The following is a 21,755-nucleotide window of genomic DNA, read 5'->3' on the forward strand; positions in this document are numbered from 1 at the left end:
GCTGACATGACCACGATCCGCGTCGGAAAGATCGACATCGCCAACGAAAAGCCGATGGTCATGATCGGCGGCATGAATGTCCTTGAGGACCGCGATACGGCTTTCCGCGTGGCCGAGGCCTTTTGCGAGGCAACGCGGCGTCTCGGCATTCCCTATGTCTTCAAGGCTTCCTACGACAAGGCCAATCGCTCGTCGATTCATTCCTTTCGCGGTCCCGGCCTTGACGAAGGCCTGAAACTCCTGGGCGACATCAGACAGCATTTCGGCGTGCCGGTCCTGACCGATGTGCACACCGAAGAACAGGCAGCGCCCGTCGCGGCCGTTTGCGATATCCTCCAGATCCCGGCCTTCCTCGCGCGCCAGACCGATCTGGTTGAGGCCATGGCCCGCACCGGCGCGGTGATCAACATCAAGAAGCCGCAATTCCTGAGCCCGCCGCAGATGAAGAACATCGTCGAGAAGATCCGAGAATGCGGGAACGAGAAGATATTGCTCTGCGAGCGGGGCAGCAGCTTCGGTTACGACAATCTCGTCGTCGACATGCTCGGCTTCCGCACCATGAAGTCGGTCAGCAATAATCTGCCGGTCATCTTCGACGCGACCCACGCCCTGCAGATGCGCGATCCGATGGCTGGCGCCTCCGGCGGCCGCCGCGCCCAGGTGGCGGAACTCGCCCGGGCCGGTCTCGCCGTTGGCATCGCCGGTCTCTTCATCGAGGCCCACCCGGATCCCGACAACGCCAAATGCGACGGTCCCTGCGCCCTGCCGCTCGCAAAGCTCCCAGCCTTCCTCCAGCAGATGAAGGCGCTCGACGATCTCGTCAAAGGTTTTGCGCCGCTCGATATCCGGTAAGGGAAGGCTCACGGCCCGCAATACTCTCTCACTGTCGCCCCGCGCCTGAAGCGGGCCATGACGGCGAGGGTTAGATCCGCACCAGCGCCCGATCCAGCGCGGCCACGGCGATATCCGCATTCTCCTTCGAGAACACGATCGGCGGGCGGATCTTCAGCACGTTGCCGTGAATGCCTTCACTGCCGATCAGTACACCTTCGTCGCGCATGAAGTTGAGCAGGCGCTTTGTCTCCGCGGCCGCGGGCGCTTGGGTCTTGCGATCGGTCACCAGTTCGACACCCAGCGCCAGGCCGGTGCCGCGCACATCGCCGATGAGGCTATGCTTGCTCATCAGGCCCTTGATGCCGGCCTTCAGGTAGTCGCCAACGATACGCGCATTCTCGACCAGTCCCTCGCGCTCGATCACATCGAGAACCGCCAATCCCGCGGCGCAGGAGACGTTGTTGCCGCCGAAGGTGGAGAAGAAGGCGAACTCCTTCAGGAAAGCTTCCATGATCTCCGGGGTCGTGATCACCACGCCCAGCGGATGACCGTTGCCGGCTGGCTTCCCGATGGTGACGATGTCGGGGACCGCATCGTGATGCGCATGGCCCCACATATGCGTGCCCATGCGGCCAAAGCCGGATTGCACTTCGTCGCCGATGCACAGGCCGCCGGCGGCCCGAATCTTCCTGAAGACCTCGACGACATAGCCTGGCTGCGGCTCCAGCACCCCGTTGGTCATGAAGGCGGAATCGACCATGAACGCCGCCGGCTTCATGCCGGCTTGGGTGAGCGAAGCGATAGCGCGGTCGGCATCCGCCGCATATTGCCGTCCCCAATCCGGCGTGCCGTAGCGATGGGCGCCACGATAGCCGTCGGGTGGCGTCAGCACGCGCATATGCGGTGGCACGCTGTTGCTCATATTGCCGGAGGGCGAGAACGCATCCACGGCATCGGTAATGCCGTGATAGGCGAAATCCATCGTGATGCCGCCGGTATTGCCGGTATAGGTCTTGGCCATGCGCCAGGCGATGTCGTTGGCCTCGCTGCCGGAGTTGACGAAGGCGCAAACCTTGAGCTTGCCGGGCAAGGTGGCGCCGAGCCGTTCGCTATATTCCAGCACCTGTTCGCCGAGATAGCGCGTGTTGGTGTTGAGCGTGCGGATCTGCCGGGTCAGGGCCTCGACCACATGGGGGTGGCAATGGCCGACATGCGGCACATTGTTGTAGCAATCCAGATAGCGCCTGCCGCTTGCATCGGTCAGCCAGACGCCTTCCCCCTTCACCATATGCAAAGGCGGATCGTAGAAGACGTAGAGGCGCGAGCCCATGGTCTTCTTGCGGCGGGCAATCAAGGTATCGACATTCACGCCATGAAGAGAAGTGGGAAGGCCGCAGGCGGCGCGTACGCGATCCTGGAAGGCGTCGCGTCCCATCTTTTCGATGGCAGCGCAGACTTCGATGCCGGCTGCGCCATATTCGGCCATGTAGTTCGGTTCTTCCGGTGTTTCATGGGCGCGCACGGCATTGGTAAGCGGCGTGATCAGCAAGCGCGTGAGGACGAGATCGCAAAGAAGATCGATTTCCGCATCCTCCAGCGGAGTCACCGCGTGATAGGCGCCGGCGATCGCTGTCAGCACGCCATCGAGGCGCGCCGGATCGATGGCGAAATCGGCAATCGTATCCGCCAGATCCATGACCAGCGGCGCATGGATCATGTCGCCAAAATCGATGATGCCGGCGATCTCCGCCGGTTCGCTCTGTGTCAGGATCAGGTTGTGCTCGTGCACATCGCCATGGATCGGCTGGACGCGCAAGGTCTCGAGCCGCGGCAGAACCTCGTCACGGAAACGAGTGAGAATGCCGCGGGCAATCTTGCGATGTTCCGCGCTTTGGAGCAAATCGACATGGGACAGAAGACGCGGCGCCATGCGGACATCCCAAAGGAGTTCGCGCGTACCTGCCGCAGGGTGGAAGAAGCCGCGCATGGCTCGGCCGAGCCGGGCCACCATGTTGCCAATCTTGCCGTAAAGGGCCGTATCCAGGTTGGCCGTGCCGGCGATGCGGCCATCAAGATATGATAGCACGTAGAAGATATGCTGGTCGCCATTCTCGGCCGCTATGCGAACGGTGGTTGTACCGTTCCGGGCCAGCCGCACTCGCGGCACCGGCAAGGAAGGATCGACGCGTGCGATATGGCGCAGGGTTTCGATCTGGCAGTCGACAATGGCGGGATCTTCCTCGGCATTGGCGATCTTCAAGACCCAGGCGCTGCCGTCGCTTTCGCGCAGGCGCACATTCTGGTCGCGCTCGCTGTAGAGCGGCGAGAGTTCGCCGGTGAGGCCGAAATGCTGGCGGGCGCATTGTTCGATGGCCGGCATCGCAAGGCGCGGCGCGTTGGCGCGCAGGAACTTCATGATCGCGGTACTCCCGGTTGGCGGCGCAGCCTAAGGGCGGTATCCGCAACTCGTCAACGGGCGCAGATGGGGGAGGGGGTGGGATCAAAGCGCATGGCGGAAGGAAGGCGCATGACGGCGCTATTGGCAACGATCCATCAAGCCGGCCAACGCCTTTTCCGCGTCGGCGAAATCGTAGCGCTCGCGCCACCCGATCGCCGAGACGGCAAGTTCCAGCTGATGGCTGGCGCGCACGGCATCGTATAGTCGCCCAAGGCTCAGCTGCTGGTTGAGGTCGCTGGCCTCGAACCAGAGATCCACATCCTTCGCTTTGAAGACGATACTGTCGCGTTCGCCATCGATGACGATATTGAGCGAATAGCTCTGCTCGTCGCGGATGAGAGTGCGAAAGGCATTGGCCTTCATCACCATGCCGCCGACGAAGCGGTTCTTCACCGGGCGGCAAAAAAAGCCGAACACATCGCCCATGCCGGTCGTCAGATTGGCGTACTCGACATTCTTGGCGGAACCGCGCTCCCATTCGGCCATCTGCTGGGCGGCGGCCGGCAGGCCTGCCAGCAGCAAAAGAGCGCAGAGGTTAAATCTGAGTGCGCGCATTGCCCGCAGTCTCCTTGGCGACGTCGAGAAAGGCCTTGACCAGCGGCGTTCCCCGCCGATCGGCCAGGCAGGCGACAAACTCGGTCGACTTGATGCGCGGTCCCTCGAACTCGAGCGCCTTCAAGCGCATGTCGTCGCCGAACTCCGAGTGCGCCACGATGCCGATGCCGAGGCCTGCAGCAACACCTTCGCGGATGGCCTCGCGGCTGCCGATCTCAAGGATCTCGCCGGTCTGGATGCCGGCCTTGGCGATGGCGGCATCGAAGGCGCGCCTCGTGGTCGACGCCGGCTCGCGCAGCACCAGCCGGCGCCCGGCCAGATCCTCAAGCCGGATCTTGCGTTTCCTGGCCCAGGGATGGGCCCGGTCGACGAAGGCGATGAGGTAATCTTCCTGGAACGGGAAGGCGTGGAGTTTGGTGTCGCCGCCGATATCCGCCGCGATCACGACGTCGAAGCGCTGGTCGATGAGATCGGCCTTCAGCCCCGAGGAATTGCCGATCGACATCGACAGGCGCACATTGGGATAGCGCCGGTTGAAGGCGGCCAGGAACGGGATGGAATGGTAAGGCGCATCGGCGCCGATCCGGAGATGCCCCCGTTTCAGCCCCTTGGCGGCGGTGAGGACCTGCTCCGCTTCCGCCTCCAGCCCGAACATCCGCCAGGTGATATCGAGAAGGTTGCGGCCGATATCTGTAAGCTCGATCTTGCGCTTGCGGCGGTCGAACAGGCGAATTCCGAACTGTTCCTCTAATCCCTTGACCTGACCGGATAAAGTCGGCTGGGTCACGTTGAGAGTCCGGGCCGCTTTGGTAAAGCTGCCCTCCGTCGCCACCGCATGAAAGGCCCTGAGGGCTGAGTGACTTATCGACGTCATCTATAGATCGGATCGTATATAGCGATTGGACTTATGCTAAGGCCGGGCGCATCCTGCTGCAACATGAATCGGCGATGCTGCCGCCGGCCCGAATTTCGAGGAAACAGACGACATGGCTCAAGATCCCTGGCTGCTGACCCCAGGTCCGCTCACCACCTCCATGAGTGTGAAGCAATCGATGCTGCATGATTGGGGCTCGCGCGACGCCGGCTTCATCGCCATCAACGACCGCATGCGCCAGCGCCTGGTGAACCTCATCGGCGGGCAGGGTGCGTTCACCACGGTACCGATGCAGGGCAGCGGCACCTTCGCGGTCGAAGCCATGATCGGCACCTTCGTCGGGCCGAAGGACAAGCTGCTGATCCTCATCAACGGCGCCTATGGCAAGCGCATGGAGAAGATCTGCGCGGTCGCCAAGCGCGCGCATAGCACGCTGGAATGGGCCGAGGATATGCCGGTCGATCCCAATCTGGTGAAGCTGGCCCTTGGCCGAGATCCAGCCATCACCCATGTCGCCATCGTGCAATGCGAGACGACCTCCGGTGTGCTCAACCCGGTGGCCGAGGTGGCGCAGATCGTTGCGGATGCCGGCAAGCGCCTGCTGGTCGATGCCATGAGCGCCTTCGGCGCGATCGAACTCGACAGCCGCAAGGTGCCTTTCGACGCATTGGCGGCATCGTCGAACAAGTGCATCGAAGGTGTGCCAGGCCTTGGCTTCGTGCTGTGCCGCGTCACCGCGTTGCAGCAGACCCAGGGCAATGCCCATGCGCTGACGCTCGACCTTTTCGATCAGTGGCAGAATATCGAGAAGACCAGGCAATATCGCTTCACCCCGCCGATCCACTGCATCGTCGCCTTCGACCAGGCCTTGAACGAGCATGAGGCCGAGGGCGGCATCGCCGGCCGAGGCGGGCGCTATCGCAACAACTGCAGAATCCTTGTCGACGGTATGCGCCGCCTGGGTTTCGAGACGCTGCTGCCCGACCATCTGCAGGCGCCGATCATCGTCACCTTCCACATGCCGGCCGATCCGAATTTCCAGTTCCAGATCTTCTACGACAAGCTGCGCGAGCGGAATTTCGTCATCTATCCGGGCAAGCTTACCGTCGCGGATTCCTTCCGCATCGGCTGCATCGGACGCCTTGGCGAGGTTGAGATGAACGCGTTTCTGGTGGCCGTCTCGGCGGTGCTTGCGGAAATGAATGTGAAGAGTGGCGCCCCGGCGCGCAAGGCGGCGGAGTAATCCCATGAAATCCATCAGTGTCAACGGCAAGAGCTACGCCTGGCCGCAGGAGCCCATCGTCGTCGTCTGCGTCGACGGCTGCGAGCCGGACTATCTGAAGGAAGCGTTGAAGGCCGGAATGATGCCCTGGCTGGAAGGCGCCATTGCCAAGGGTAGCGATCTCATCGGCGATTGCGTGGTGCCGAGCTTCACCAATCCGAACAATCTTTCCATCGTCACCGGTGCGCCACCCTCTGTTCACGGTATATGCGGCAACTACCTCTTCGACCGCGAAAGCGGGCAGGAGGTAATGATGAACGATCCGAAATTCCTGCGCGCCGACACGATCCTGGCCGCTTTCGCCCGCGAAGGGGCGAAAGTCGCCGTGGTGACGGCCAAGGACAAGCTGCGCCTGCTGCTGGGCAAGGGCCTCAAGGGAATTTGCTTCTCGGCGGAGAAGGCCGATCAGACCACGAAGGCTGAGCATGGGATCGACAATGCGCTTGGCTTCGTCGGCCTGCCGCTGCCCTCGGTCTACAGCGCCGACCTGTCCGAATTCGTCTTTGCCGCCGGTGTCAAGCTGATGCGGAGCGAACAGCCGGATATCATGTATCTCTCGACGACAGACTATATCCAACACAAGCATGCGCCGGGCACGCCGGTCGCCAACGATTTCTACCGCATGATGGACGGCTATCTCGGCCAGATCGAGGCGTTGGGCGCCACCATTGTCTTTACCGCCGATCATGGCATGAACGACAAACACGGTGCCGACGGTCAACCGCAAGTGATCTATCTGCAGGACACGTTGGATGCTTGGCTGGGCGGCGGCGTGGCGCGCGTCATCCTGCCGATCACCGATCCCTATGTCGTTCATCACGGCGCGCTGGGGTCGTTTGCCACGATCTATCTGCCCGACAACGTCGATCACAAGGACATCATTGCGCGTCTGGCAAAGCTGCCGGGCATGGAGCTGGTGCTCGATCGCACCGAAGGTTGCCGCCGCTTTGAGCTGCCGGAAGATCGTGTTGGCGATGTCATTGCCGTTTCGGCCAAGAATGTCGCGCTGGGCACGGCCGTGGCTCGGCATGACCTTTCCGGCCTTACCGTGCCCTTGCGCTCCCATGGTGGCATGACCGAGCAACAGGTGCCGGTCATCGTCAACAGGAAGCTCAAGGCTTTGCCCGTGGGCTATCGGTTGCGCAATTTCAGTGCGTTCGACCTGGCCTGCAACTATGCCATCCCCGCGGCCCAGCCGCAGAAGAAAGCCATTTGAGGAAACGCGCCATGGGTATCCTGCGCAGGGAAAAGATGCGGACCGTGAACAGCTCGACCGCTGGAGACCGCCATTTCGAAGTGTTCAATCCCTATACCAACGAAGTGATCGGCACCTGCCCCAAGGCAAGCCTCGACGACGTTGCCAGCGCCTTCCGCACGGCGAAGAACTACAGGGCGACGCTGAGCCGCGCCGACCGCGGCCAGATCCTGCGCAAGACGGCCGAAATCCTGGTCAGCCGCCGTCAAGAGATTGCCGAGCTGATCACGGCGGAATCCGGCCTCTGTCTCAAGGACACGCTCTATGAAGTGGGGCGCGCCTATGACGTGTTCCACCTTGCCTCCAGCATCGTGCTCAAGGACGACGGCGAGATTTTCTCCTGCGATATCACGCCCCATGGCAAGAAGCGCCGTATCTATACCCAGCGCGATCCGCTGCTGAACGCCATATCGGCAATTACGCCCTTCAATCATCCCTTGAACCAGGTAGCTCACAAGGTAGCGCCCTCGATTGCCACCAATAACCGCATGGTACTGAAGCCATCCGAAAAGACGCCGCTCACGGCGCTGGTCCTGGCCGATGTGCTTTACGAAGCCGGCCTGCCGAAGGAGATGTTTCAAGTCGTCACCGGCGATCCGGGCGAGATTGCCGACGCGCTGCTGACCGATCCGAATGTCGACCTGATCACCTTCACCGGCGGCGTTTCGGTTGGCAAATATATATCGGCGAATATGGGCTATCGTCGCGCCGTCTTGGAGTTGGGCGGCAACGATCCTCTCATCGTCATGGAGGATGCGGATATCGAAGAGGCGGCAACGCTTGCCGTGGCCGGCTCCTATAAGAATTCCGGCCAGCGCTGCACGGCGGTAAAGCGCATGATCGTGGTCGAGAGCGTCGCGGATCGCTTCGTCGAACTGCTGCTGGAGAAGACCAGGAAGATCAGATATGGCGACCCGATGGACCTGGAAACCGACATGGGCACCGTGATCGACGAGGCTTCGGCCCGCTATTGCGAGGACAAGGTCAACGATGCCGTTGCCCACGGCGCCAAGCTGCTCTATGGCAATATCCGCAAGGGCGCCCTCTATTCGCCGACTGTCGTCGATCATGTGCCTTACGATTGCGATCTGGTCCGCATCGAGACGTTCGGCCCGGTCTCTCCGGTTATTCGCGTCAAGAATATAGACGAGGCCATTCGTGTTTCGAATTCGACGGCCTATGGCTTGTCCTCCGGCATCTGTACCAACCGGCTCGACTACGTCACCCGCTTTGTGAGGGAGCTGGAGGTCGGCACTGTGAATGTCCGGGAAGTACCGGGCTATCGCATCGAAATGTCACCCTTCGGCGGTATCAAGGATTCCGGCCTTGGCTACAAGGAGGGCGTGATCGAAGCGATGAAATGTTTCACGAATGTGAAGACTTATTCCTTGCCCTGGTGATTTTCGGTGGGGAAGCGGACGTCTGCGTGAGGAGCCAGGTCTTGAAAGCCAGCATCTTGCGCGCCTCGGCATTGCGGCGGCGGTGGACCACCCAATATCCGGCACCGGTTTTCACTTGGCGCGGAAAGGGTGCCACGAGGCGCCCGTCGGCGAGTTCCCGCTGGATAAGCGGCGAACGGCCGAGAGCGACGCCCCGCCCCTCGAGCGCCAGCTGAATCGCCATTACCGACTGATCGACGGCAATGCGATGCTTCATCCAGTCGAAGGAGATTTTTGCCGCCCGCAGCCAATCCGACCAGCCCTGCGGGTAACCGGGGACATCGATGAGGTCGTGCCGTGCGAGATCCTTGGGGGATGTCAGGGCCGGCTTGCGCCGCAGCAGGTCAGGATGACAGACCGGAAAGATATACTCCTCCACCAGCAGCGACGCCTCGACATCCGGCCAGTCGCCAGTCCCGTACCGGATTTCGATCTCCGCCGTCGAGCGGTCGCTTTCGATCGGTTCGGCCGTTGCCGAAACCTGGACAGTGAGATTCGGATGCCGGGTGCGGAATCCATCGAGCCGGTTCATCAGCCACTGGCTGCCGAAGGAGGTTGTAACCTTCACGCTGAGCGTCTGCCGGCGCCGTGCGGGCAGCGAATCGTCGATCGCCTCATGCAGCAGATTGAGCGCGTTGCCGAGCTTGGGTGCGATAAGCGCGCCGCTCGCCGTCAGCATCAGTCGCCGGTTGGCGCGGCGAAAGAGAGGGCGCTCGAGATAGGCCTCGAGCGACGCGATCTGCTGGCTGACGGCGGAAGCACTGACGTTCAGTTCCGCGGCTGCCCGGGTCATGCTGAGGTGCCGCGCCGTGGCTTCGAAAGCGCGGAGCCAGGGAAAAGGCGGCGGGGCAGGGCGCATGATCTATCTTTAAGCAGTACTTAAGGATGCGCCAAGCTAGGCTCATTTGTCGCAGGCTGCAAGCTGGTTCATCATCGCATCGGTTCAACTCAATCGAGGTCGCCATGATCGACAGTCTCAACAGTACCTCCAGCAGCATCTCCGTCGCTTGGCAGGGTGGGGGCGTGGCGACATTTCCCGCTATCTGGCTGCGGGACAATTGCCGCTGTGCTCAGTGCCGGCATCCCGGGAACGGCCAGCGGCTTTACGAGATCACCGACCTGCCGACGGATCTGGCTATCGCCCAGGCTGTGCGGCAGGGGGACGACGTCGTCAGGATCACGTGGGCACCGGACGGACATGTCTCGACCTTCACGCAAGATTGGCTGGAGGATCGCAATCTGTCGCCGTCGGCGCGGAGGGCACGCAAGCAGCGGCCCACGCTTTGGAGCGGAAACATCGGCGAGGCGATGCCCGTCGGCGACTGGCGGCAGATGACGGCCGCGCCGGCCGCGGAACTTGCTTTTCTCGATGGCTACCACGCCCATGGTTTCGGCCTCATCCGGCACTCTCCCGTCGTGCCGGAAACGGTACTGGCTATCGCCAACCGTCTCGGCTTTGTGCGCGTTACCAATTACGGCACCTATTTCGACGTCATGTCGGTCCCCAATCCGACCAATCTTGCCTACACGCCGATCGGACTTGGCGTTCATTCCGACAATCCCTATCGCGATCCGACGCCGGGCGTGCAATTGCTGCATTGCCTATTGTCGGACGCGCCTGGTGGCGACACCTTGCTGGTCGATGGCTTCAATGCCGCTTCGATCCTGCGCAAGGAGGATCCGGCGGCGTTCGATCTGCTCGCGCGCGTACCCGTCGATTTCCGCTTCCGCTCCGGCGATGCGGATCTCAGGGCACGCCAGACCCTGATCTCGGTCGATGAGGATGGCGACATCGTCGGCGTCCATTTCAACAACCGATCGCTCGACTGGCTCGATGCGCCGGTCGAGATTGTCGAATCGTGGTTTGCCGCATATCGCAAGCTGGCGGATGTATTGCATCGGCCCGATGGCGAACTGATTTTCCGACTGGAGCCCGGCGATTGCGTGGTTATGCGGAATGACCGCGCCCTGCACGGGCGGACGGCCTTCGACCCGTCGCGCGGGCGGCGGCATCTGCAGGGCTGCTATGTCGACAAGGATGGACTGGAGAGCCGCGCGCGTGTCTTGCGCCGGACATTGAACGAGAAAAAGGGAGTTGCTGCATGAACACGATGCGTGCCGTCCGCGCGGCCTTCGACAAGCGCGGGCAGCAGAGCTATGGCGAGGGCGTCAGCCAGCTCGATCATGCTCTGCAGTGCGGTTACTGCGCGGAACGCGATGGCGCGACGCCGGCTTTGATCGTCGCTTCACTGCTGCACGATATCGGCCACATGCTGCACGATTTGCCGGAGGATATTGCTGACAAGGGCATCGATACCGTTCACGAAAGCCTGGGTTCGGCCTGGCTGTCGCAATATTTCGGCCCGGAAGTTTCTGAGCCCGTCCGCCTGCACGTTGCCGCCAAGCGCTATCTCGCGACCAAGGAAAAGGGCTATTACGACCTTCTTTCGGAGGCATCGCTATTGTCGCTCAAGCTGCAGGGCGGGCTGATGTCGCCGGAAGAGATGAAGGCCTTCGAAAGGGAACCCTATTTCCGCGAGGGGATTCAACTGCGGCGGTGGGACGATGAAGGCAAGATCGAGGGTTGGGACGTGCCGGATCTCGGTCACTTCGAACAATATATCGAGAGCTGCCGGAATCCCTAAGCGGCGGCCCTGCCGCAATTGGGGCAGAGGCCCTGCAATTCGATGGTGAGGCGGCTGACCGAGAAACCGGCAGCGGCCGCACTCTTTTTGACCGCATTTGAGATGCCGGCGTCCTGGATCTCGACCGCCGAGCCGCATTTGGTGCAGATCAGGAACTGGCTGACATGCCGGTTTTCCGGATGATCGCAGCCGATGAAGGCGTTGAGGCTCTCCAGCTTGTGGATCAGCCCCTGTTCCATCAGGAAATCGAGAGCGCGGTAGACGGTCGGCGGGGCGGCGCCCCGGTCTCCTTCCCGCAGGTGGTCGAGAATGGCGTAGGCACCGACCGGCTGGTGGCTGTTCCAGATCAGTTCCAGCACCTTGCGGCGCAGCGGCGTCAGGCGTGCGCCGCGTTCCTCGCAAAGCGCTTCCGCCCGGGACAGGGCCTCGCTCTGGCAATGCGCATGATCGTGCGGGGCGGTGGCCCGGCTGGCGGATTTGTCCATCGTTTCAACGTCCGTAGCGTCGAGTCCAGCGCATTATAGCCGCTCATCCGCCGCCGGTCCTGCTGTTAAAATATCTCATACTAGTGTGAATAATAATTTCACAGTGTAAAAATACATTGACGCTCGAAGAGGCCCGCATATATCAAACATTATTGCCGGTAGGAGAGCCTTCGGTATATCCCATTTCACTTGTGTGAATAGGTTTGCGATGCGTGCGTTTCCGTTGTTCATGCGTCTGGAAAACCGACCGGTCCTTGTGGTCGGCGCGGGCGGCATGGCCATGGCGAAGCTGCGTTTGCTCCAGGCCTCCGGTGCATTGGTCAGCGTCGTGCCCGCCGATCGCTTCAGTCCGGCCCTCGTTGCCGGCAAGGCGTTGGTGATCGGCGCCAGCGGTGACGCGGTGCTGGACGCCGCGGTCTCCCGCGCCGCGCGGGAGGCGGGCGTTCCGGTGAATGTGGTGGACCGGCCTGAGCTTTCCGACTTCATCATGCCGGCGATCGTTGATCGCGGCGAGATCGTCGTGGCAATCTCGACCAATGGCGGTTCGCCGGTCCTGGCGCAGCGTGTCCGCGCTGCCATAGAGGCCGCCCTGCCGCATGGGATCGAGCGGCTGGCGCAGTTCGCGCGCCGGTTCCGTGGTGCCGTTCATGCGCGGATCGCCGATCACGACAGCCGGCGCCATTTCTGGGCCGGCTTCTTCGACGGTCCCATTGCCAAGGCCCTGCTGGCAGGGCGGGAGCGCGACGCGGCGCGCGAGGTGATCCGCACCATCAATGGCCGGCATGCGCCCGATCGTGGCGGCACCGTGGAACTGCTGATCGATCCCGATGACGTGGACGGCTTGACGCTTGGCGCGCTGCGCGCGTTGCAGCAGGCGGACATGGTTCTGTTCGACGCCGGGATCGCTGCCGAAATCGTCGATCTTGCGCGGCGCGATGCGGTCCGCGAGATCTGGCGGGACCAACCGATCGCCGCTGGCCGGCGCATCGTTCGCCTGAAGGCGCGCGCGCCGAAGATCCCTGCGGCCAATGTGAGGGTGATGGGATGAACCAGATGGTGACTGCGCAGTGGCTGCTCGGCGGCCAGTCCATCTACTGGACGCAAGCAGGTACTTGGTCCGAATCCTTTACCGACGGCGCCGTCTATGCCGATCCGGCCAGCGCCGACGCCGCTCTTGCCGCGACCCAGGAATTCGTCAAGCAGCGCGTGATCGTCGGCCCCTACCTCATCGAGGTCGGGGTGGATGCGGGTCAACCCCAGCCGACTTCCGCACGCGAGCGTATTCGTGCCGCGCATAGCGCGACGTTTCCGATCGACCACGGGTCGTGGACCGCCCGCATTTCCGACTGAACGAGGCAGCGATGTATCGCTACGACCAATTCGATGCCACCTTCGTTCGCGAACGGACCGAGCAGTTCCGGGGCCAGGTGGCGCGCCGCCTCGCCGGCGAATTGACGGAGGAGGAGTTCCGTCCGCTTCGCCTCAAGAACGGCCTTTATCTGCAGCTTCATGCCTACATGCTGCGCGTCGCCATTCCCTATGGCGAACTGTCATCCAAACAGATGCGCAAGCTGGCCTTCGTCGCGCGGCGCTTCGACAAGGGTTACGGCCATTTCACGACGCGCCAGAATATCCAGTACAATTGGCCGCGCCTCGACGACGTACCCGAAATCCTGCGGCATCTGGCCGATGTCGAGATGCATGCTATCCAGACCAGCGGCAACTGCATCCGGAACGTGACGGCGGACCACCTCGCCGGAGTGGCGGCGGACGAGATCGAGGATCCGCGGGTCTGGGGCGAGATCATCCGGCAATGGTCGACCCTGCATCCTGAGTTCAGCTATCTGCCGCGCAAGTTCAAGATCGCGGTCATCGCCGCCGATCAGGATCGGGCCGCGATGCGCACGCACGATATCGGCCTGAAGATCGTGAAGAACAGCGCGGGGGATGTGGGTTTTGCCTTCTACACCGGCGGCGGCCAGGGCCGCACGCCGATCATCGGCCCGCTGGTGAAGGCATTCGTCGCGAAGGAGGACCTGCTCTCCTATCTCGACGCTACGCTGCGCGTCTACAACATGCATGGGCGCCGCGACAACATATACAAGGCGCGCATCAAGATCCTGGTCCAATCCCTTGGTGCCGGGGAATTCGCGCGTCAGGTCGATGAGGAATGGCTGCGCATCAAGGACAGCGTGCTGAAGCTGCCCGAGGCGGAAGTAACCCGGATCCGTAGCTATTTCGCGGCGCCCGCTTATGAGAAGCTGCCGGCTTTCGTGCCGGAATTCGAAGCGAAGAAGAGTGGCGATACCGATTTCGCCCGCTGGGTTCGCGCCAATACCGACCCGCACAAGGTCGACGGCTATGCCGCCGTCACGATCTCGCTGAAGCCGGTCGGTGCCGCGCCTGGCGATATCACGGCGGACCAGATGGATGTCGTCGCGGATCTGGCCGACACCTATAGCTTCGGCGAAGTGCGGGCCACGCATCGGCAGAACCTGCTGCTGCCGCATGTGAAAAAGCAGGATCTTTTCGACCTGTGGACCAGGCTCCAGGCGGTGAAGCTGGCCGAGCCCAATATCGGCTTCGTCAGCGATATCATCGCCTGCCCGGGCCTGGATTATTGCAACCTCGCCAATGCCCGCTCGATCCCGGTGGCGCAGCGGCTCTCACGCCGTTTCAGCGATCCAAAGCGGCTGGCCGAGATCGGCGAACTGCGCCTCAACATCTCGGGCTGCATCAATGCCTGCGGCCATCATCATGTCGGCCATATCGGTATTCTGGGCGTCGACAAGAAGGGCGAGGAATTCTACCAGGTCACCCTGGGCGGTTCGTCGGCCGAGGATATCTCGATCGGCAAGATCCTGGGGCCGGCATTTTCCTATGACCAGATCACCGATGCGATCGAGACATTGATCGATACTTATATCGATCTGCGTCGGGACGGTGCCGAGCGCTTCATCGATACTTATCGCCGTGTCGGCATCGAACCCTTCAAGGAGAAGGTCTATGACAGTCTTAAGGAACGGCGTTCCGCAGCCGAATGAGTGGGTGCGCGTCGCCGACGACGCCACGCTGCCGGAAGGTGCCAAGGTCATCGTCTCGCTGGAGCGGTGGCGGAACGAGCATGAGGGCTTGCGTCAGCGCAATGCCGCCGTCGGCGTATCGCTGAAGAGCGATCAATCGCCGCTGCTGCTGGCCGAGGATCTCCATCATCTGTCGCTGGTGGCGTTGGAGTTTCCCAAGTTCACCGACGGCCGCGCGTTTTCCTATGCCCGCGTGCTGCGGGACCGCTTGAGCTATCGCGGTGAGATCCGCGCCTTCGGCCAGGTGCTGCGCGACCAGTATCTCTTCATGCTCCGTTGCGGCATCGATACGATCGAACCGCCGGCGGAGAAGCGCGTCGAGGGCTATGCCGAGGCACTGAACGAATTCTCGGTCTTCTATCAACCAGCCGGCGACCAGCGCGAGACGGCACTGCACTTGCGACATGGCTTGCCGCGCGTGGCGGAATCCGCCGCAGCATAGGAACCACTCGACCGAAAAAGAAAGCCCGCGACCGGCCGGTCGCGGGCTTTTTCGCACTTGCCGTCTTTAGAACTTGTAGCCGATACCCATGCCGAAGATCCATGGATCGACATCGACATCGGCTTTGACGCCGCCATTGTTGATGTTTACATCCGTGTCCAGGAACAGGCGCTTGACGTCGGCGTTGATGTACCAATTGTCGTCGAGACGGTAGTCGACACCGATCTGCAGCGCCCAGCCGATGCTGTTCTCGTAATCGACATCGGTGGCGATGCTGTTCTTGGCTTCGTCCACGGCGTAGAAGATCGAGTAGTTGATACCGGCGCCGACATAGGGGCTGAAGCGCTCTTTCGGGAAGAAATGGTACTGAGCGAGCAGGGTAGGCGGCAGCAGCCAGACATCGCCGAGATCGACATCGCCGGCCGACGTATTCTTCGCCGAAACGTTATGATGCGTGGTCGCGGCAATCAGCTCGAACGCGATGTTGTCGGTGACGAAATAGGTGAAGTCGATTTCGGGCATACCGGTGTTGCTGAGTTCGGTATCACCGCCGATGGGGTCGATGTCTGCGTTGTCCGCCGGAATTACCCCGATGCCACGCAAGCGGATCAGAAAGTCGCCGGCGCTTTTGCCGGGCTCGGTCGTCTCCTGCGCGGCGGCGGCATTTGCGAATAGGAGTGCGCTCGCGACGGCCAGGCCGGCGAGCCAGATGCGGTTTCTGCTCATTCTTGTTCATCCCCGTAAAGACATGCTCAGGGCGGACAGACTCACTGTCAAACCCATAAGAAGATTGGGGCGATGAAGAGGCAATGTCAGCTTGGCAGAATGCCGCGTGACAGGTTGGCGCATCGGTTGCCTTTTTCCCGTTGTTTCCATGCCCGGTCGGCATGGCTGCCTGGAGGAAGGAGCTGCCGCCGCCGGGCTGGACGGGAATGCGCCGGCTGTCTACGATTTCGCCGCTCAATCTCAATTGTCCGGCGCCCGAACGTCATGTCCGATCAGAACGCTCCCTTGGCCGTCATTTGCGCAATGGCCGAGGAAAAGTCGGCTCTCAAAGAACACATGTCGTTCATGGAGACGCATGACCTGCTTGGCCGCACGGTGACGATCGGCCGGCTCGACGGACACGATGTTGTGGTTGCTGAAAGTGGCGTCGGAAAAGTGGCCTCTGCAGTGACGGCCGCGCTGCTGGCGCGCGAATTCGGCTGCCGCGGCCTGGTGGTCAGCGGTGTCGCCGGTGGGCTCGATCCCAACCTCCATATCGGCGATACGATCATTGCGCATTCCCTGGTACAGCATGATTACGGACATCTGCACGACACGGCGCTGACGCCGTTCCGCCCCGGCATACCGCCCCTGGGCGAACATCGCCGGGACTATTCCTTCGATCTTCCACCCGATCTCGCAGGTCGGCTGACGCGGGTGGCAGAGGAAATCGCCTTGCCGGACCTGCCGCGCGACCTGCTGTCGCCCGATGCGCCGACCGCGCACCGCCGTCCGGACGGATTGGCCCGACGCGTGCTGATGGGGCGCATTCTGTCCGGCGACCAGTTCATCAACAGCGAAACTGTCCGCCGCCGACTGCATCGGGATTTCGCGGCCCAGGCTGTCGAGATGGAGGGGGCCGCGGTGGCTCAGGTCGGCGCGCTGCTGGGATTGCCGGTGGTGGTCGTACGCTGCCTCAGCGATCTTGCCGGCAGCGAGAGCCATCTCGACTTCCAGCGCTTCGTTGCCGCCGTGGCGCCCGGTGCCGCCATCGTCTTGCGGCGGATCATTCGGGAATTGTAAGGATGCCAGGCGGTCCCGGTCTTCTCATCAGCAGCGCGGTCTTCGTTACGGCGCTGGCTTTGGCCGCACTCGCCAATCTGCAGATGCGGCGCCCGTATGAGCGCCGCATGCACGGGATTCCCTGGGTCGCCGTTCAATTTGTTGCCGTTGTGGTCTGCTTCACCCTCATCCTGCATATCGCCGGATTGTTGACCGGGCATGAGTTCAAGGGCCGGGCGCCCTATTGAAACGGGGCGAGCGCTGTGCGCAGGCGCGCCATCTCCAGCTCGGCTGCAGTCGCATCGAACGGTTCCGCGGGCTTGACGCCCCAAATCGGCCGCGGCCAGGCCGGATCCGTCTTGAATCGGGCAATGACATGCACATGAAGCTGGGGGACGGCGTTGCCGAGCGCCGCGACATTGAGCTTGTCCGGCCGGAGCAGGGTGCTGAGCGCGCGGCTCGCCCGGGCAATCTCCGACATCAGCCGTTGCTGATCGGCCTCCGGAAGTTCGATGATCTCGCGGATATCGGCAACCCTGGGCACCAGAATGAGCCACGGGAAACCCCGGTCGTTCATGCGGAGGACGCGGCAGAGCGGCCAGTCGCCCACCGGAAAAGTGTCCGCCGACAATTGCGGGTGTAAGGCGAACGTGTCCTTGCTCACATTCTCTCTCCTTGGTGCCTGCCGCGATCGGTTCCAGCCTTGTTTCCGAATCCGGAACTGGGGCAAGCTAACATGATAACCGGTCATCAGGTGGAACTTAGATGAAGCCAATCCATATCGCGCTGGCGCTGCTGGTGGCGGCCTTGTGGGGAATCAATTTCGTCGCCATCAAGATTGGCCTGAAGGATTTCCCGCCCTTCCTGCTGTCGGCACTTCGTTTTCTGGCCGTGGCAATTCCGATGCTGTTCTTCGTTGGCAAGCCATGCGTCGGTTGGCGGTGGATCGTCTCGATCGGCCTGGTCTTCGGGGTGGTCAAGTTCGGGCTGCTTTTCTTAGGGATGGACCTTGGCATGCCGGCTGGCCTCTCGTCCCTGGTCCTGCAGGCGCAGGCGCTCTTTACCGTGCTCTTCGCCGTTCTGCTGCTGGGCGAGCGGCTGCGGCCCATCCAGTCGGCGGGAATAGTCCTCGCGGCCGGCGGACTTGTCCTCATCGGAATCGAGCGGGCGCAGGAAACAAGTCTTGCCGGCCTGGTGCTGGTCGTCGCGGCGGCTTGCGCCTGGGGCTATGCCAATATCCTGATGAAGCAGGCCAAGGCGCCCAACATGCTCAACCTGATCGTCTGGGTTGCCGTCATCCCGCCGCTGCCGATGCTAGGGCTTTCCTGGATATTCGAGGGGCCGGACCGCATCCTGGCGACGCTGACGGCGCTTTCCTGGAGCGGCATCCTGTCGGTGCTCTATATCGCTTGGGCGTCGACGATCGTTGGCTTCTCGCTCTGGGTCTATCTGTTGCGCCTGTATTCGGCAAGTGTCGTGGCACCGTTCTCCCTGATGGTGCCGGTCTTCGGCATCGCCGCGTCGGCCTTGATGCTGGGCGAACAACTGTCCGCGCTGGAGATTGCGGCGGGCGCGCTTACGCTCGTCGGCCTGCTCTGCGTTGTGCGTGCTCCCAAATCCCGAACCGAGGTTGCCGTTAGTGCTGCTCGCCCTTAGGCCCGTCTTTTCCCTGCTGTTCGGTGCCGGGCTGCTTGTGCTCGGCAACGGCCTTATCGGTATCCTGCTGCCCGTGCGCATGGATATCGAGAATGTCTCGCCGGACATATCCGGCCTCGTCATGTCGTCCTTCTATCTCGGCTTCATGCTGGGCAGTGTGCTGGGGCAGGGGATCATCCACCGTGTCGGGCATATCCGCGCCTTCGCGGCCTTCGCCGCGTTGGCTACGGCGACATCGCTCGTTCACGCGCTGGCCTTCAACGTCATCCTGTGGGGGATGATGCGGGGCCTTACCGGATTCTGCCTCGCTGCTCTCTACGCCACGATCGAGAGCTGGCTCAATGTGAAGAGCAGCAACGATGCGCGCGGCCAGGTCCTCTCGATCTACCTGGTCACGACATCCCTTGCCTACCTGATCGGTCAGCTTCTCATCAACGCGCTGGAGATCGAAGGGCTGGGCCTGTTCTGCCTCGGCGCCCTGCTGATGTCGCTCTCGCTCGTGCCCGTCGTCCTGACGCGCGTGGCTGGACCGGAGCTGGCGAATGTCAGGCGCCTGGGGCTCGGCGTTCTCTATCGCGCTTCGCCGCTCGGCGTCGTCGCCACCTGGGGGGCCGGCATGCTGTCGGGCGCGTTCTACGCGTTGGGCGCGATCTATGCCGGCAGCCTCGATCTTTCCGTCTTCCAGATTTCGCTGTTCATGGGCGTGCCTATTTTCGGTGGCTTCGTTCTGCAATGGCCCATCGGCCGGCTGTCCGACCGCTATGACCGCCGTACGGTCCTGCTCGGCGTCCTCAGCATGTGCGTGGTATCCAGCATCGTGCTCAGTTTCTTCAGTCTTGGCGGCGCGGCGCTGACGCCGTTGCTGGTTGCCGTCGTATTTCTGGGCGGGGCGCTTGCGACGATCTATCCGCTGGCTGTCGCCCAGGCCTACGATTATGTCGACCGTGCCGACATGGTGAGCGCCTCGGGCGGCTTGCTGCTCGTCTGGGCCATCGGCGGCACCGTGGGGCCGCTCATTGCCTCGTTCTTCATGGGCCGCTTCGGGCCGTCGGCCCTGTTCGTCTACCTGGCGGTCGTCGCCTCCGCCATCGCGGCCTTCACCCTCTATCGCATGCTCGCCCGTCAGGCGCGCCCGTCCGCGGAACAGACGAGTTTCGTCTCGATGCAGACGACATCGGCCATCGCCAACGCGCTCGATCCGCGCACGGATCCGCTGCCGGAATTCTACTACAACGACGAAGATCCCGGCGACCGCTGAGTCTTTTCCATTGTCATTCCCGCTTTCGCGGGGATGACAATTATTGAATGCTTTCTAACGCTGCGATGTCTGCCAGTTCGGCGATTGCCAGACGGGCGCGTTGGCCGGGGGCAGCGGTGTCTTGCCCAGGATCATGTCGCTGCATTTTTCCGCCATCATGATGGTGGGCGCGTTGAGGTTGCCGCTGACGATCGACGGCATGATCGACGCATCGGCAACGCGTAAGGCCTCGATGCCATGGACCCGGGCCTGCGGATCGACGACAGCCATCTCGTCCGTCCCCATCTTGCATGAGCAGGACGGATGATAGGCGCTGTCGCCCCGGCGGCGGATGAAGGCATCGATCTCGGCATCCGTCTTCACATTGTCGCCGGGATTTATCTCCGGCCCGCGATATTGGTCGAATGCCTTCTGGGCGAAGATCTCGCGCGTGAGCTTGACGGCATCGCGGAACTCGCGCCGGTCGTTTTCCGTCTGCAGATAGAAAGGTTGAATCCGCGGATGGTCCTTCGGATTGGTCGATTTCAGCTTGATCCAGCCGCGTGCTTCCTGGCGCATGTTGCCGATATGGACCTGATAGGCGTGCGACGTGCCGTTGACGCGCCCATGGTCGTTGACGGTCGAGGGCAGGAAATGGAACTGCAGGTTCGGGTGTTCGATCCCGGCCGCGGATCGGATGAAGCCGCCGGCCTCAAGCTGCGCCGACGAACAGACGCCCTTATGGTCCATGAACCAGCGCATGCCCGCCAGGACCATCGGCACCGGCTTGGTATATTTGTAAAGCGTGATCGGCTTGGTGCATTGCTGCTGGATGTACATCTCCAGATGTTCCTGCAGGTTCTGCCCGACGCCCGGCAGATCGTGCTTCACCTCGACACCGACCTCGCGCAAATGATCCGCTGGCCCGATGCCCGACAGCATGAGGAGTTGCGGCGAGTTGATGGCACCGCCCGAGCAGATCACTTCGCGCTCTGCGCGGTAGCGCTTGATCTGGCCGTTCTGCTCGAACTCGACGCCGACGGCGCGCTTGCCTTCGAGGATGATGCGGCTGGTCAGCGCCCGCGTCTCGACGGTGACATTGCCGCGCTTCTCGGCCGGGCGCAGGAATGCCTGGGCTGTCGACCAGCGCCGCCCATTCTTGATGGTCATGTCCATCCGGCCGAAGCCTTCCTGGCGATAGCCGTTCATATCCTCGGTATAGGCATAGCCGGCCTGCTGCGCCGCCTCGATGAACGCATCGAAAAGAGGATTCTGCTGGTCGCCCGTGTGAACGTTGAGCGGGCCCTTGTCGCCATGATAGGCGTCGCCGCCTTTCTCGCGGGTCTCCGCGCGTTTGAAATAGGGCAGGATTTCCTGATAGGACCAGCCGGGGCAGTTTTCCTTGAACGCCCAGCGATCGTAGTCCAGCGCATGGCCGCGGATATAGACCATGGCATTGAGCGCCGACGATCCGCCCAGCACGCGGCCGCGCGGCCAGTACATAACGCGGTTGTCCATGTGGGGCTGCGGTTCGGTGTGATAATACCAATTGTAGCGGTCGTGGCAGAGGTTATACATCAACGCCGCCGGCATATGGATCTGCCAGTTCCACCAATGATCCTTGGGGCCGGCTTCCAGCACGCACACCTTGATGCTGCTGTCCTCGCTCAGGCGATTGGTCAGCACGCAGCCGGCGGAACCAGCGCCGACGATGAGATAGTCGAAGGTAGCGTCGAATTTCAT

At 62.3% G+C, this 21,755-nt stretch carries 22 protein-coding genes; 14 read left to right on the plus strand and 8 right to left on the minus strand.

Annotated elements, in window-relative coordinates; all coding sequences use genetic code 11:
- The first annotated feature begins 6 nt into the window (after positions 1–6).
- On the plus strand, positions 7–852 hold the full coding sequence (kdsA, locus tag ACE3TY_RS09010) for a 3-deoxy-8-phosphooctulonate synthase (RefSeq protein WP_374652693.1): 846 nt from the start codon (positions 7–9) through the stop codon (positions 850–852).
- A gap of 70 nt (positions 853–922) precedes the next feature.
- Here the strand turns inward: kdsA and ACE3TY_RS09015 are convergent, their stop codons facing one another.
- The 3 genes from ACE3TY_RS09015 to ACE3TY_RS09025 form a co-directional block, all read right to left on the minus strand.
- Positions 923–3,250 carry an aminotransferase class III-fold pyridoxal phosphate-dependent enzyme gene (locus ACE3TY_RS09015; RefSeq protein ID WP_374652694.1) on the minus strand — a complete coding sequence of 776 codons (2,328 nt, stop codon included), beginning with the start codon at positions 3,248–3,250 and terminating at the stop codon, positions 923–925.
- Between the two features lie 120 nt (positions 3,251–3,370).
- A complete protein-coding gene (locus tag ACE3TY_RS09020; RefSeq protein ID WP_374652695.1) occupies positions 3,371–3,847 on the minus strand; it encodes a hypothetical protein in 477 nt (158 codons plus the stop codon).
- Positions 3,828–4,721 (minus strand): LysR substrate-binding domain-containing protein, encoded by an 894-nt coding sequence (locus ACE3TY_RS09025; protein ID WP_374652696.1) that lies wholly within the window; start codon positions 4,719–4,721, stop codon positions 3,828–3,830. The genes ACE3TY_RS09020 and ACE3TY_RS09025 overlap by 20 nt, the downstream gene beginning before the upstream one ends.
- Positions 4,722–4,833: 112 nt before the next feature.
- Between ACE3TY_RS09025 and ACE3TY_RS09030 the strand changes: the two genes are divergently transcribed.
- The 3 genes from ACE3TY_RS09030 to phnY are packed head-to-tail and all read left to right on the plus strand — an operon-like array spanning position 4,834 to position 8,658.
- Positions 4,834–5,964, plus strand: a complete 1,131-nt coding sequence (locus tag ACE3TY_RS09030; RefSeq protein WP_374652697.1) for a 2-aminoethylphosphonate--pyruvate transaminase — start codon at positions 4,834–4,836, stop codon at positions 5,962–5,964.
- Positions 5,965–5,968: 4 nt separating this feature from the next.
- Positions 5,969–7,219 (plus strand): phosphonoacetate hydrolase, encoded by a 1,251-nt coding sequence (gene phnA, locus ACE3TY_RS09035; protein ID WP_374652698.1) that lies wholly within the window; start codon positions 5,969–5,971, stop codon positions 7,217–7,219.
- An 11-nt stretch (positions 7,220–7,230) separates the two neighbouring features.
- The gene (gene phnY, locus ACE3TY_RS09040; protein WP_374652699.1) at positions 7,231–8,658 is read left to right on the plus strand and encodes a phosphonoacetaldehyde dehydrogenase; all 1,428 of its coding nucleotides are present in this window, start codon (positions 7,231–7,233) and stop codon (positions 8,656–8,658) included.
- On the opposite strand, the gene ACE3TY_RS09045 is transcribed toward phnY, so the two are convergent.
- Positions 8,624–9,556 carry a LysR substrate-binding domain-containing protein gene (locus tag ACE3TY_RS09045; RefSeq protein WP_374652700.1) on the minus strand — a complete coding sequence of 311 codons (933 nt, stop codon included), beginning with the start codon at positions 9,554–9,556 and terminating at the stop codon, positions 8,624–8,626. The genes phnY and ACE3TY_RS09045 overlap by 35 nt on opposite strands.
- A 104-nt stretch (positions 9,557–9,660) precedes the next feature.
- On the opposite strand from ACE3TY_RS09045, the gene ACE3TY_RS09050 reads away from it, so the two are divergent.
- Together ACE3TY_RS09050 and ACE3TY_RS09055 are read left to right on the plus strand one after the other, a co-directional pair.
- Entirely contained in the window at positions 9,661–10,803 is a 1,143-nt protein-coding gene (locus ACE3TY_RS09050; RefSeq protein WP_374652701.1) for a TauD/TfdA family dioxygenase, read from the plus strand.
- Positions 10,800–11,342 carry an HD domain-containing protein gene (locus ACE3TY_RS09055; protein WP_374652702.1) on the plus strand — a complete coding sequence of 181 codons (543 nt, stop codon included), beginning with the start codon at positions 10,800–10,802 and terminating at the stop codon, positions 11,340–11,342. Before ACE3TY_RS09050 ends, ACE3TY_RS09055 begins: the two co-directional genes overlap by 4 nt.
- Here ACE3TY_RS09055 and ACE3TY_RS09060 read toward each other — a convergent pair.
- Entirely contained in the window at positions 11,339–11,827 is a 489-nt protein-coding gene (locus ACE3TY_RS09060; RefSeq protein WP_374652703.1) for a transcriptional repressor, read from the minus strand. The two genes, ACE3TY_RS09055 and ACE3TY_RS09060, sit on opposite strands and share 4 nt — an antisense overlap.
- Before the next feature lie 208 nt (positions 11,828–12,035).
- On the opposite strand from ACE3TY_RS09060, the gene ACE3TY_RS09065 reads away from it, so the two are divergent.
- Genes ACE3TY_RS09065 through ACE3TY_RS09080 form a run of 4 tightly spaced genes read left to right on the plus strand, consistent with a single transcriptional unit; the run spans position 12,036 to position 15,352 of the window.
- Positions 12,036–12,875, plus strand: a complete 840-nt coding sequence (locus ACE3TY_RS09065; protein ID WP_374652704.1) for an NAD(P)-dependent oxidoreductase — start codon at positions 12,036–12,038, stop codon at positions 12,873–12,875.
- Positions 12,872–13,177: a DUF2849 domain-containing protein gene (locus ACE3TY_RS09070; RefSeq protein ID WP_374652705.1), complete on the plus strand. Its 306-nt coding sequence runs from the start codon at positions 12,872–12,874 to the stop codon at positions 13,175–13,177. Before ACE3TY_RS09065 ends, ACE3TY_RS09070 begins: the two co-directional genes overlap by 4 nt.
- A gap of 11 nt (positions 13,178–13,188) precedes the next feature.
- A complete protein-coding gene (locus tag ACE3TY_RS09075; RefSeq protein ID WP_374652706.1) occupies positions 13,189–14,871 on the plus strand; it encodes a nitrite/sulfite reductase in 1,683 nt (560 codons plus the stop codon).
- Positions 14,834–15,352, plus strand: coding sequence for a DUF934 domain-containing protein (locus ACE3TY_RS09080; RefSeq protein WP_374652707.1), 519 nt, complete (start codon positions 14,834–14,836; stop codon positions 15,350–15,352). The genes ACE3TY_RS09075 and ACE3TY_RS09080 overlap by 38 nt, the downstream gene beginning before the upstream one ends.
- A gap of 66 nt (positions 15,353–15,418) precedes the next feature.
- On the opposite strand, the gene ACE3TY_RS09085 is transcribed toward ACE3TY_RS09080, so the two are convergent.
- Positions 15,419–16,078, minus strand: a complete 660-nt coding sequence (locus ACE3TY_RS09085; protein WP_374652708.1) for an OmpW family protein — start codon at positions 16,076–16,078, stop codon at positions 15,419–15,421.
- Positions 16,079–16,342: 264 nt separating this feature from the next.
- On the opposite strand from ACE3TY_RS09085, the gene ACE3TY_RS09090 reads away from it, so the two are divergent.
- Together ACE3TY_RS09090 and ACE3TY_RS09095 are read left to right on the plus strand one after the other, a co-directional pair.
- Positions 16,343–17,140, plus strand: a complete 798-nt coding sequence (locus ACE3TY_RS09090) for a 5'-methylthioadenosine/adenosylhomocysteine nucleosidase (protein ID WP_374652709.1) — start codon at positions 16,343–16,345, stop codon at positions 17,138–17,140.
- A 2-nt stretch (positions 17,141–17,142) separates the two neighbouring features.
- Positions 17,143–17,367: a hypothetical protein gene (locus tag ACE3TY_RS09095; protein WP_374652710.1), complete on the plus strand. Its 225-nt coding sequence runs from the start codon at positions 17,143–17,145 to the stop codon at positions 17,365–17,367.
- Here ACE3TY_RS09095 and ACE3TY_RS09100 read toward each other — a convergent pair.
- The gene (locus ACE3TY_RS09100; RefSeq protein ID WP_374652711.1) at positions 17,361–17,783 is read right to left on the minus strand and encodes an HIT domain-containing protein; all 423 of its coding nucleotides are present in this window, start codon (positions 17,781–17,783) and stop codon (positions 17,361–17,363) included. The two genes, ACE3TY_RS09095 and ACE3TY_RS09100, sit on opposite strands and share 7 nt — an antisense overlap.
- Before the next feature lie 101 nt (positions 17,784–17,884).
- On the opposite strand from ACE3TY_RS09100, the gene ACE3TY_RS09105 reads away from it, so the two are divergent.
- Both ACE3TY_RS09105 and ACE3TY_RS09110 read left to right on the plus strand, forming a co-directional pair.
- The gene (locus tag ACE3TY_RS09105) at positions 17,885–18,775 is read left to right on the plus strand and encodes an EamA family transporter (RefSeq protein ID WP_374652712.1); all 891 of its coding nucleotides are present in this window, start codon (positions 17,885–17,887) and stop codon (positions 18,773–18,775) included.
- Positions 18,759–20,033 carry an MFS transporter gene (locus ACE3TY_RS09110; protein WP_374652713.1) on the plus strand — a complete coding sequence of 425 codons (1,275 nt, stop codon included), beginning with the start codon at positions 18,759–18,761 and terminating at the stop codon, positions 20,031–20,033. Before ACE3TY_RS09105 ends, ACE3TY_RS09110 begins: the two co-directional genes overlap by 17 nt.
- A 54-nt stretch (positions 20,034–20,087) precedes the next feature.
- On the opposite strand, the gene betA is transcribed toward ACE3TY_RS09110, so the two are convergent.
- On the minus strand, positions 20,088–21,755 hold the full coding sequence (betA, locus tag ACE3TY_RS09115; RefSeq protein ID WP_374652714.1) for a choline dehydrogenase: 1,668 nt from the start codon (positions 21,753–21,755) through the stop codon (positions 20,088–20,090).

Source organism: Dongia sp. (genome assembly GCF_041918875.1).
Classification (GTDB): Bacteria; Pseudomonadota; Alphaproteobacteria; order Dongiales; family Dongiaceae; genus Dongia.

Excerpts from the sequence above, each read along its gene's own strand:
- kdsA (WP_374652693.1), top strand. The coding sequence starts at position 7 with ATGACCACGATCCGCGTCGGAAAGATCGACATCGCCAACGAAAAGCCG.
- ACE3TY_RS09015 (WP_374652694.1), bottom strand. The coding sequence starts at position 3,250 with ATGAAGTTCCTGCGCGCCAACGCGCCGCGCCTTGCGATGCCGGCCATC.
- ACE3TY_RS09020 (WP_374652695.1), bottom strand. The coding sequence starts at position 3,847 with ATGCGCGCACTCAGATTTAACCTCTGCGCTCTTTTGCTGCTGGCAGGC.
- ACE3TY_RS09025 (WP_374652696.1), bottom strand. The coding sequence starts at position 4,721 with ATGACGTCGATAAGTCACTCAGCCCTCAGGGCCTTTCATGCGGTGGCG.
- ACE3TY_RS09030 (WP_374652697.1), top strand. The coding sequence starts at position 4,834 with ATGGCTCAAGATCCCTGGCTGCTGACCCCAGGTCCGCTCACCACCTCC.
- phnA (WP_374652698.1), top strand. The coding sequence starts at position 5,969 with ATGAAATCCATCAGTGTCAACGGCAAGAGCTACGCCTGGCCGCAGGAG.
- phnY (WP_374652699.1), top strand. The coding sequence starts at position 7,231 with ATGGGTATCCTGCGCAGGGAAAAGATGCGGACCGTGAACAGCTCGACC.
- ACE3TY_RS09045 (WP_374652700.1), bottom strand. The coding sequence starts at position 9,556 with ATGCGCCCTGCCCCGCCGCCTTTTCCCTGGCTCCGCGCTTTCGAAGCC.
- ACE3TY_RS09050 (WP_374652701.1), top strand. The coding sequence starts at position 9,661 with ATGATCGACAGTCTCAACAGTACCTCCAGCAGCATCTCCGTCGCTTGG.
- ACE3TY_RS09055 (WP_374652702.1), top strand. The coding sequence starts at position 10,800 with ATGAACACGATGCGTGCCGTCCGCGCGGCCTTCGACAAGCGCGGGCAG.
- ACE3TY_RS09060 (WP_374652703.1), bottom strand. The coding sequence starts at position 11,827 with ATGGACAAATCCGCCAGCCGGGCCACCGCCCCGCACGATCATGCGCAT.
- ACE3TY_RS09065 (WP_374652704.1), top strand. The coding sequence starts at position 12,036 with ATGCGTGCGTTTCCGTTGTTCATGCGTCTGGAAAACCGACCGGTCCTT.
- ACE3TY_RS09070 (WP_374652705.1), top strand. The coding sequence starts at position 12,872 with ATGAACCAGATGGTGACTGCGCAGTGGCTGCTCGGCGGCCAGTCCATC.
- ACE3TY_RS09075 (WP_374652706.1), top strand. The coding sequence starts at position 13,189 with ATGTATCGCTACGACCAATTCGATGCCACCTTCGTTCGCGAACGGACC.
- ACE3TY_RS09080 (WP_374652707.1), top strand. The coding sequence starts at position 14,834 with ATGACAGTCTTAAGGAACGGCGTTCCGCAGCCGAATGAGTGGGTGCGC.
- ACE3TY_RS09085 (WP_374652708.1), bottom strand. The coding sequence starts at position 16,078 with ATGAGCAGAAACCGCATCTGGCTCGCCGGCCTGGCCGTCGCGAGCGCA.
- ACE3TY_RS09090 (WP_374652709.1), top strand. The coding sequence starts at position 16,343 with ATGTCCGATCAGAACGCTCCCTTGGCCGTCATTTGCGCAATGGCCGAG.
- ACE3TY_RS09095 (WP_374652710.1), top strand. The coding sequence starts at position 17,143 with ATGCCAGGCGGTCCCGGTCTTCTCATCAGCAGCGCGGTCTTCGTTACG.
- ACE3TY_RS09105 (WP_374652712.1), top strand. The coding sequence starts at position 17,885 with ATGAAGCCAATCCATATCGCGCTGGCGCTGCTGGTGGCGGCCTTGTGG.
- betA (WP_374652714.1), bottom strand. The coding sequence starts at position 21,755 with ATGAAATTCGACGCTACCTTCGACTATCTCATCGTCGGCGCTGGTTCC.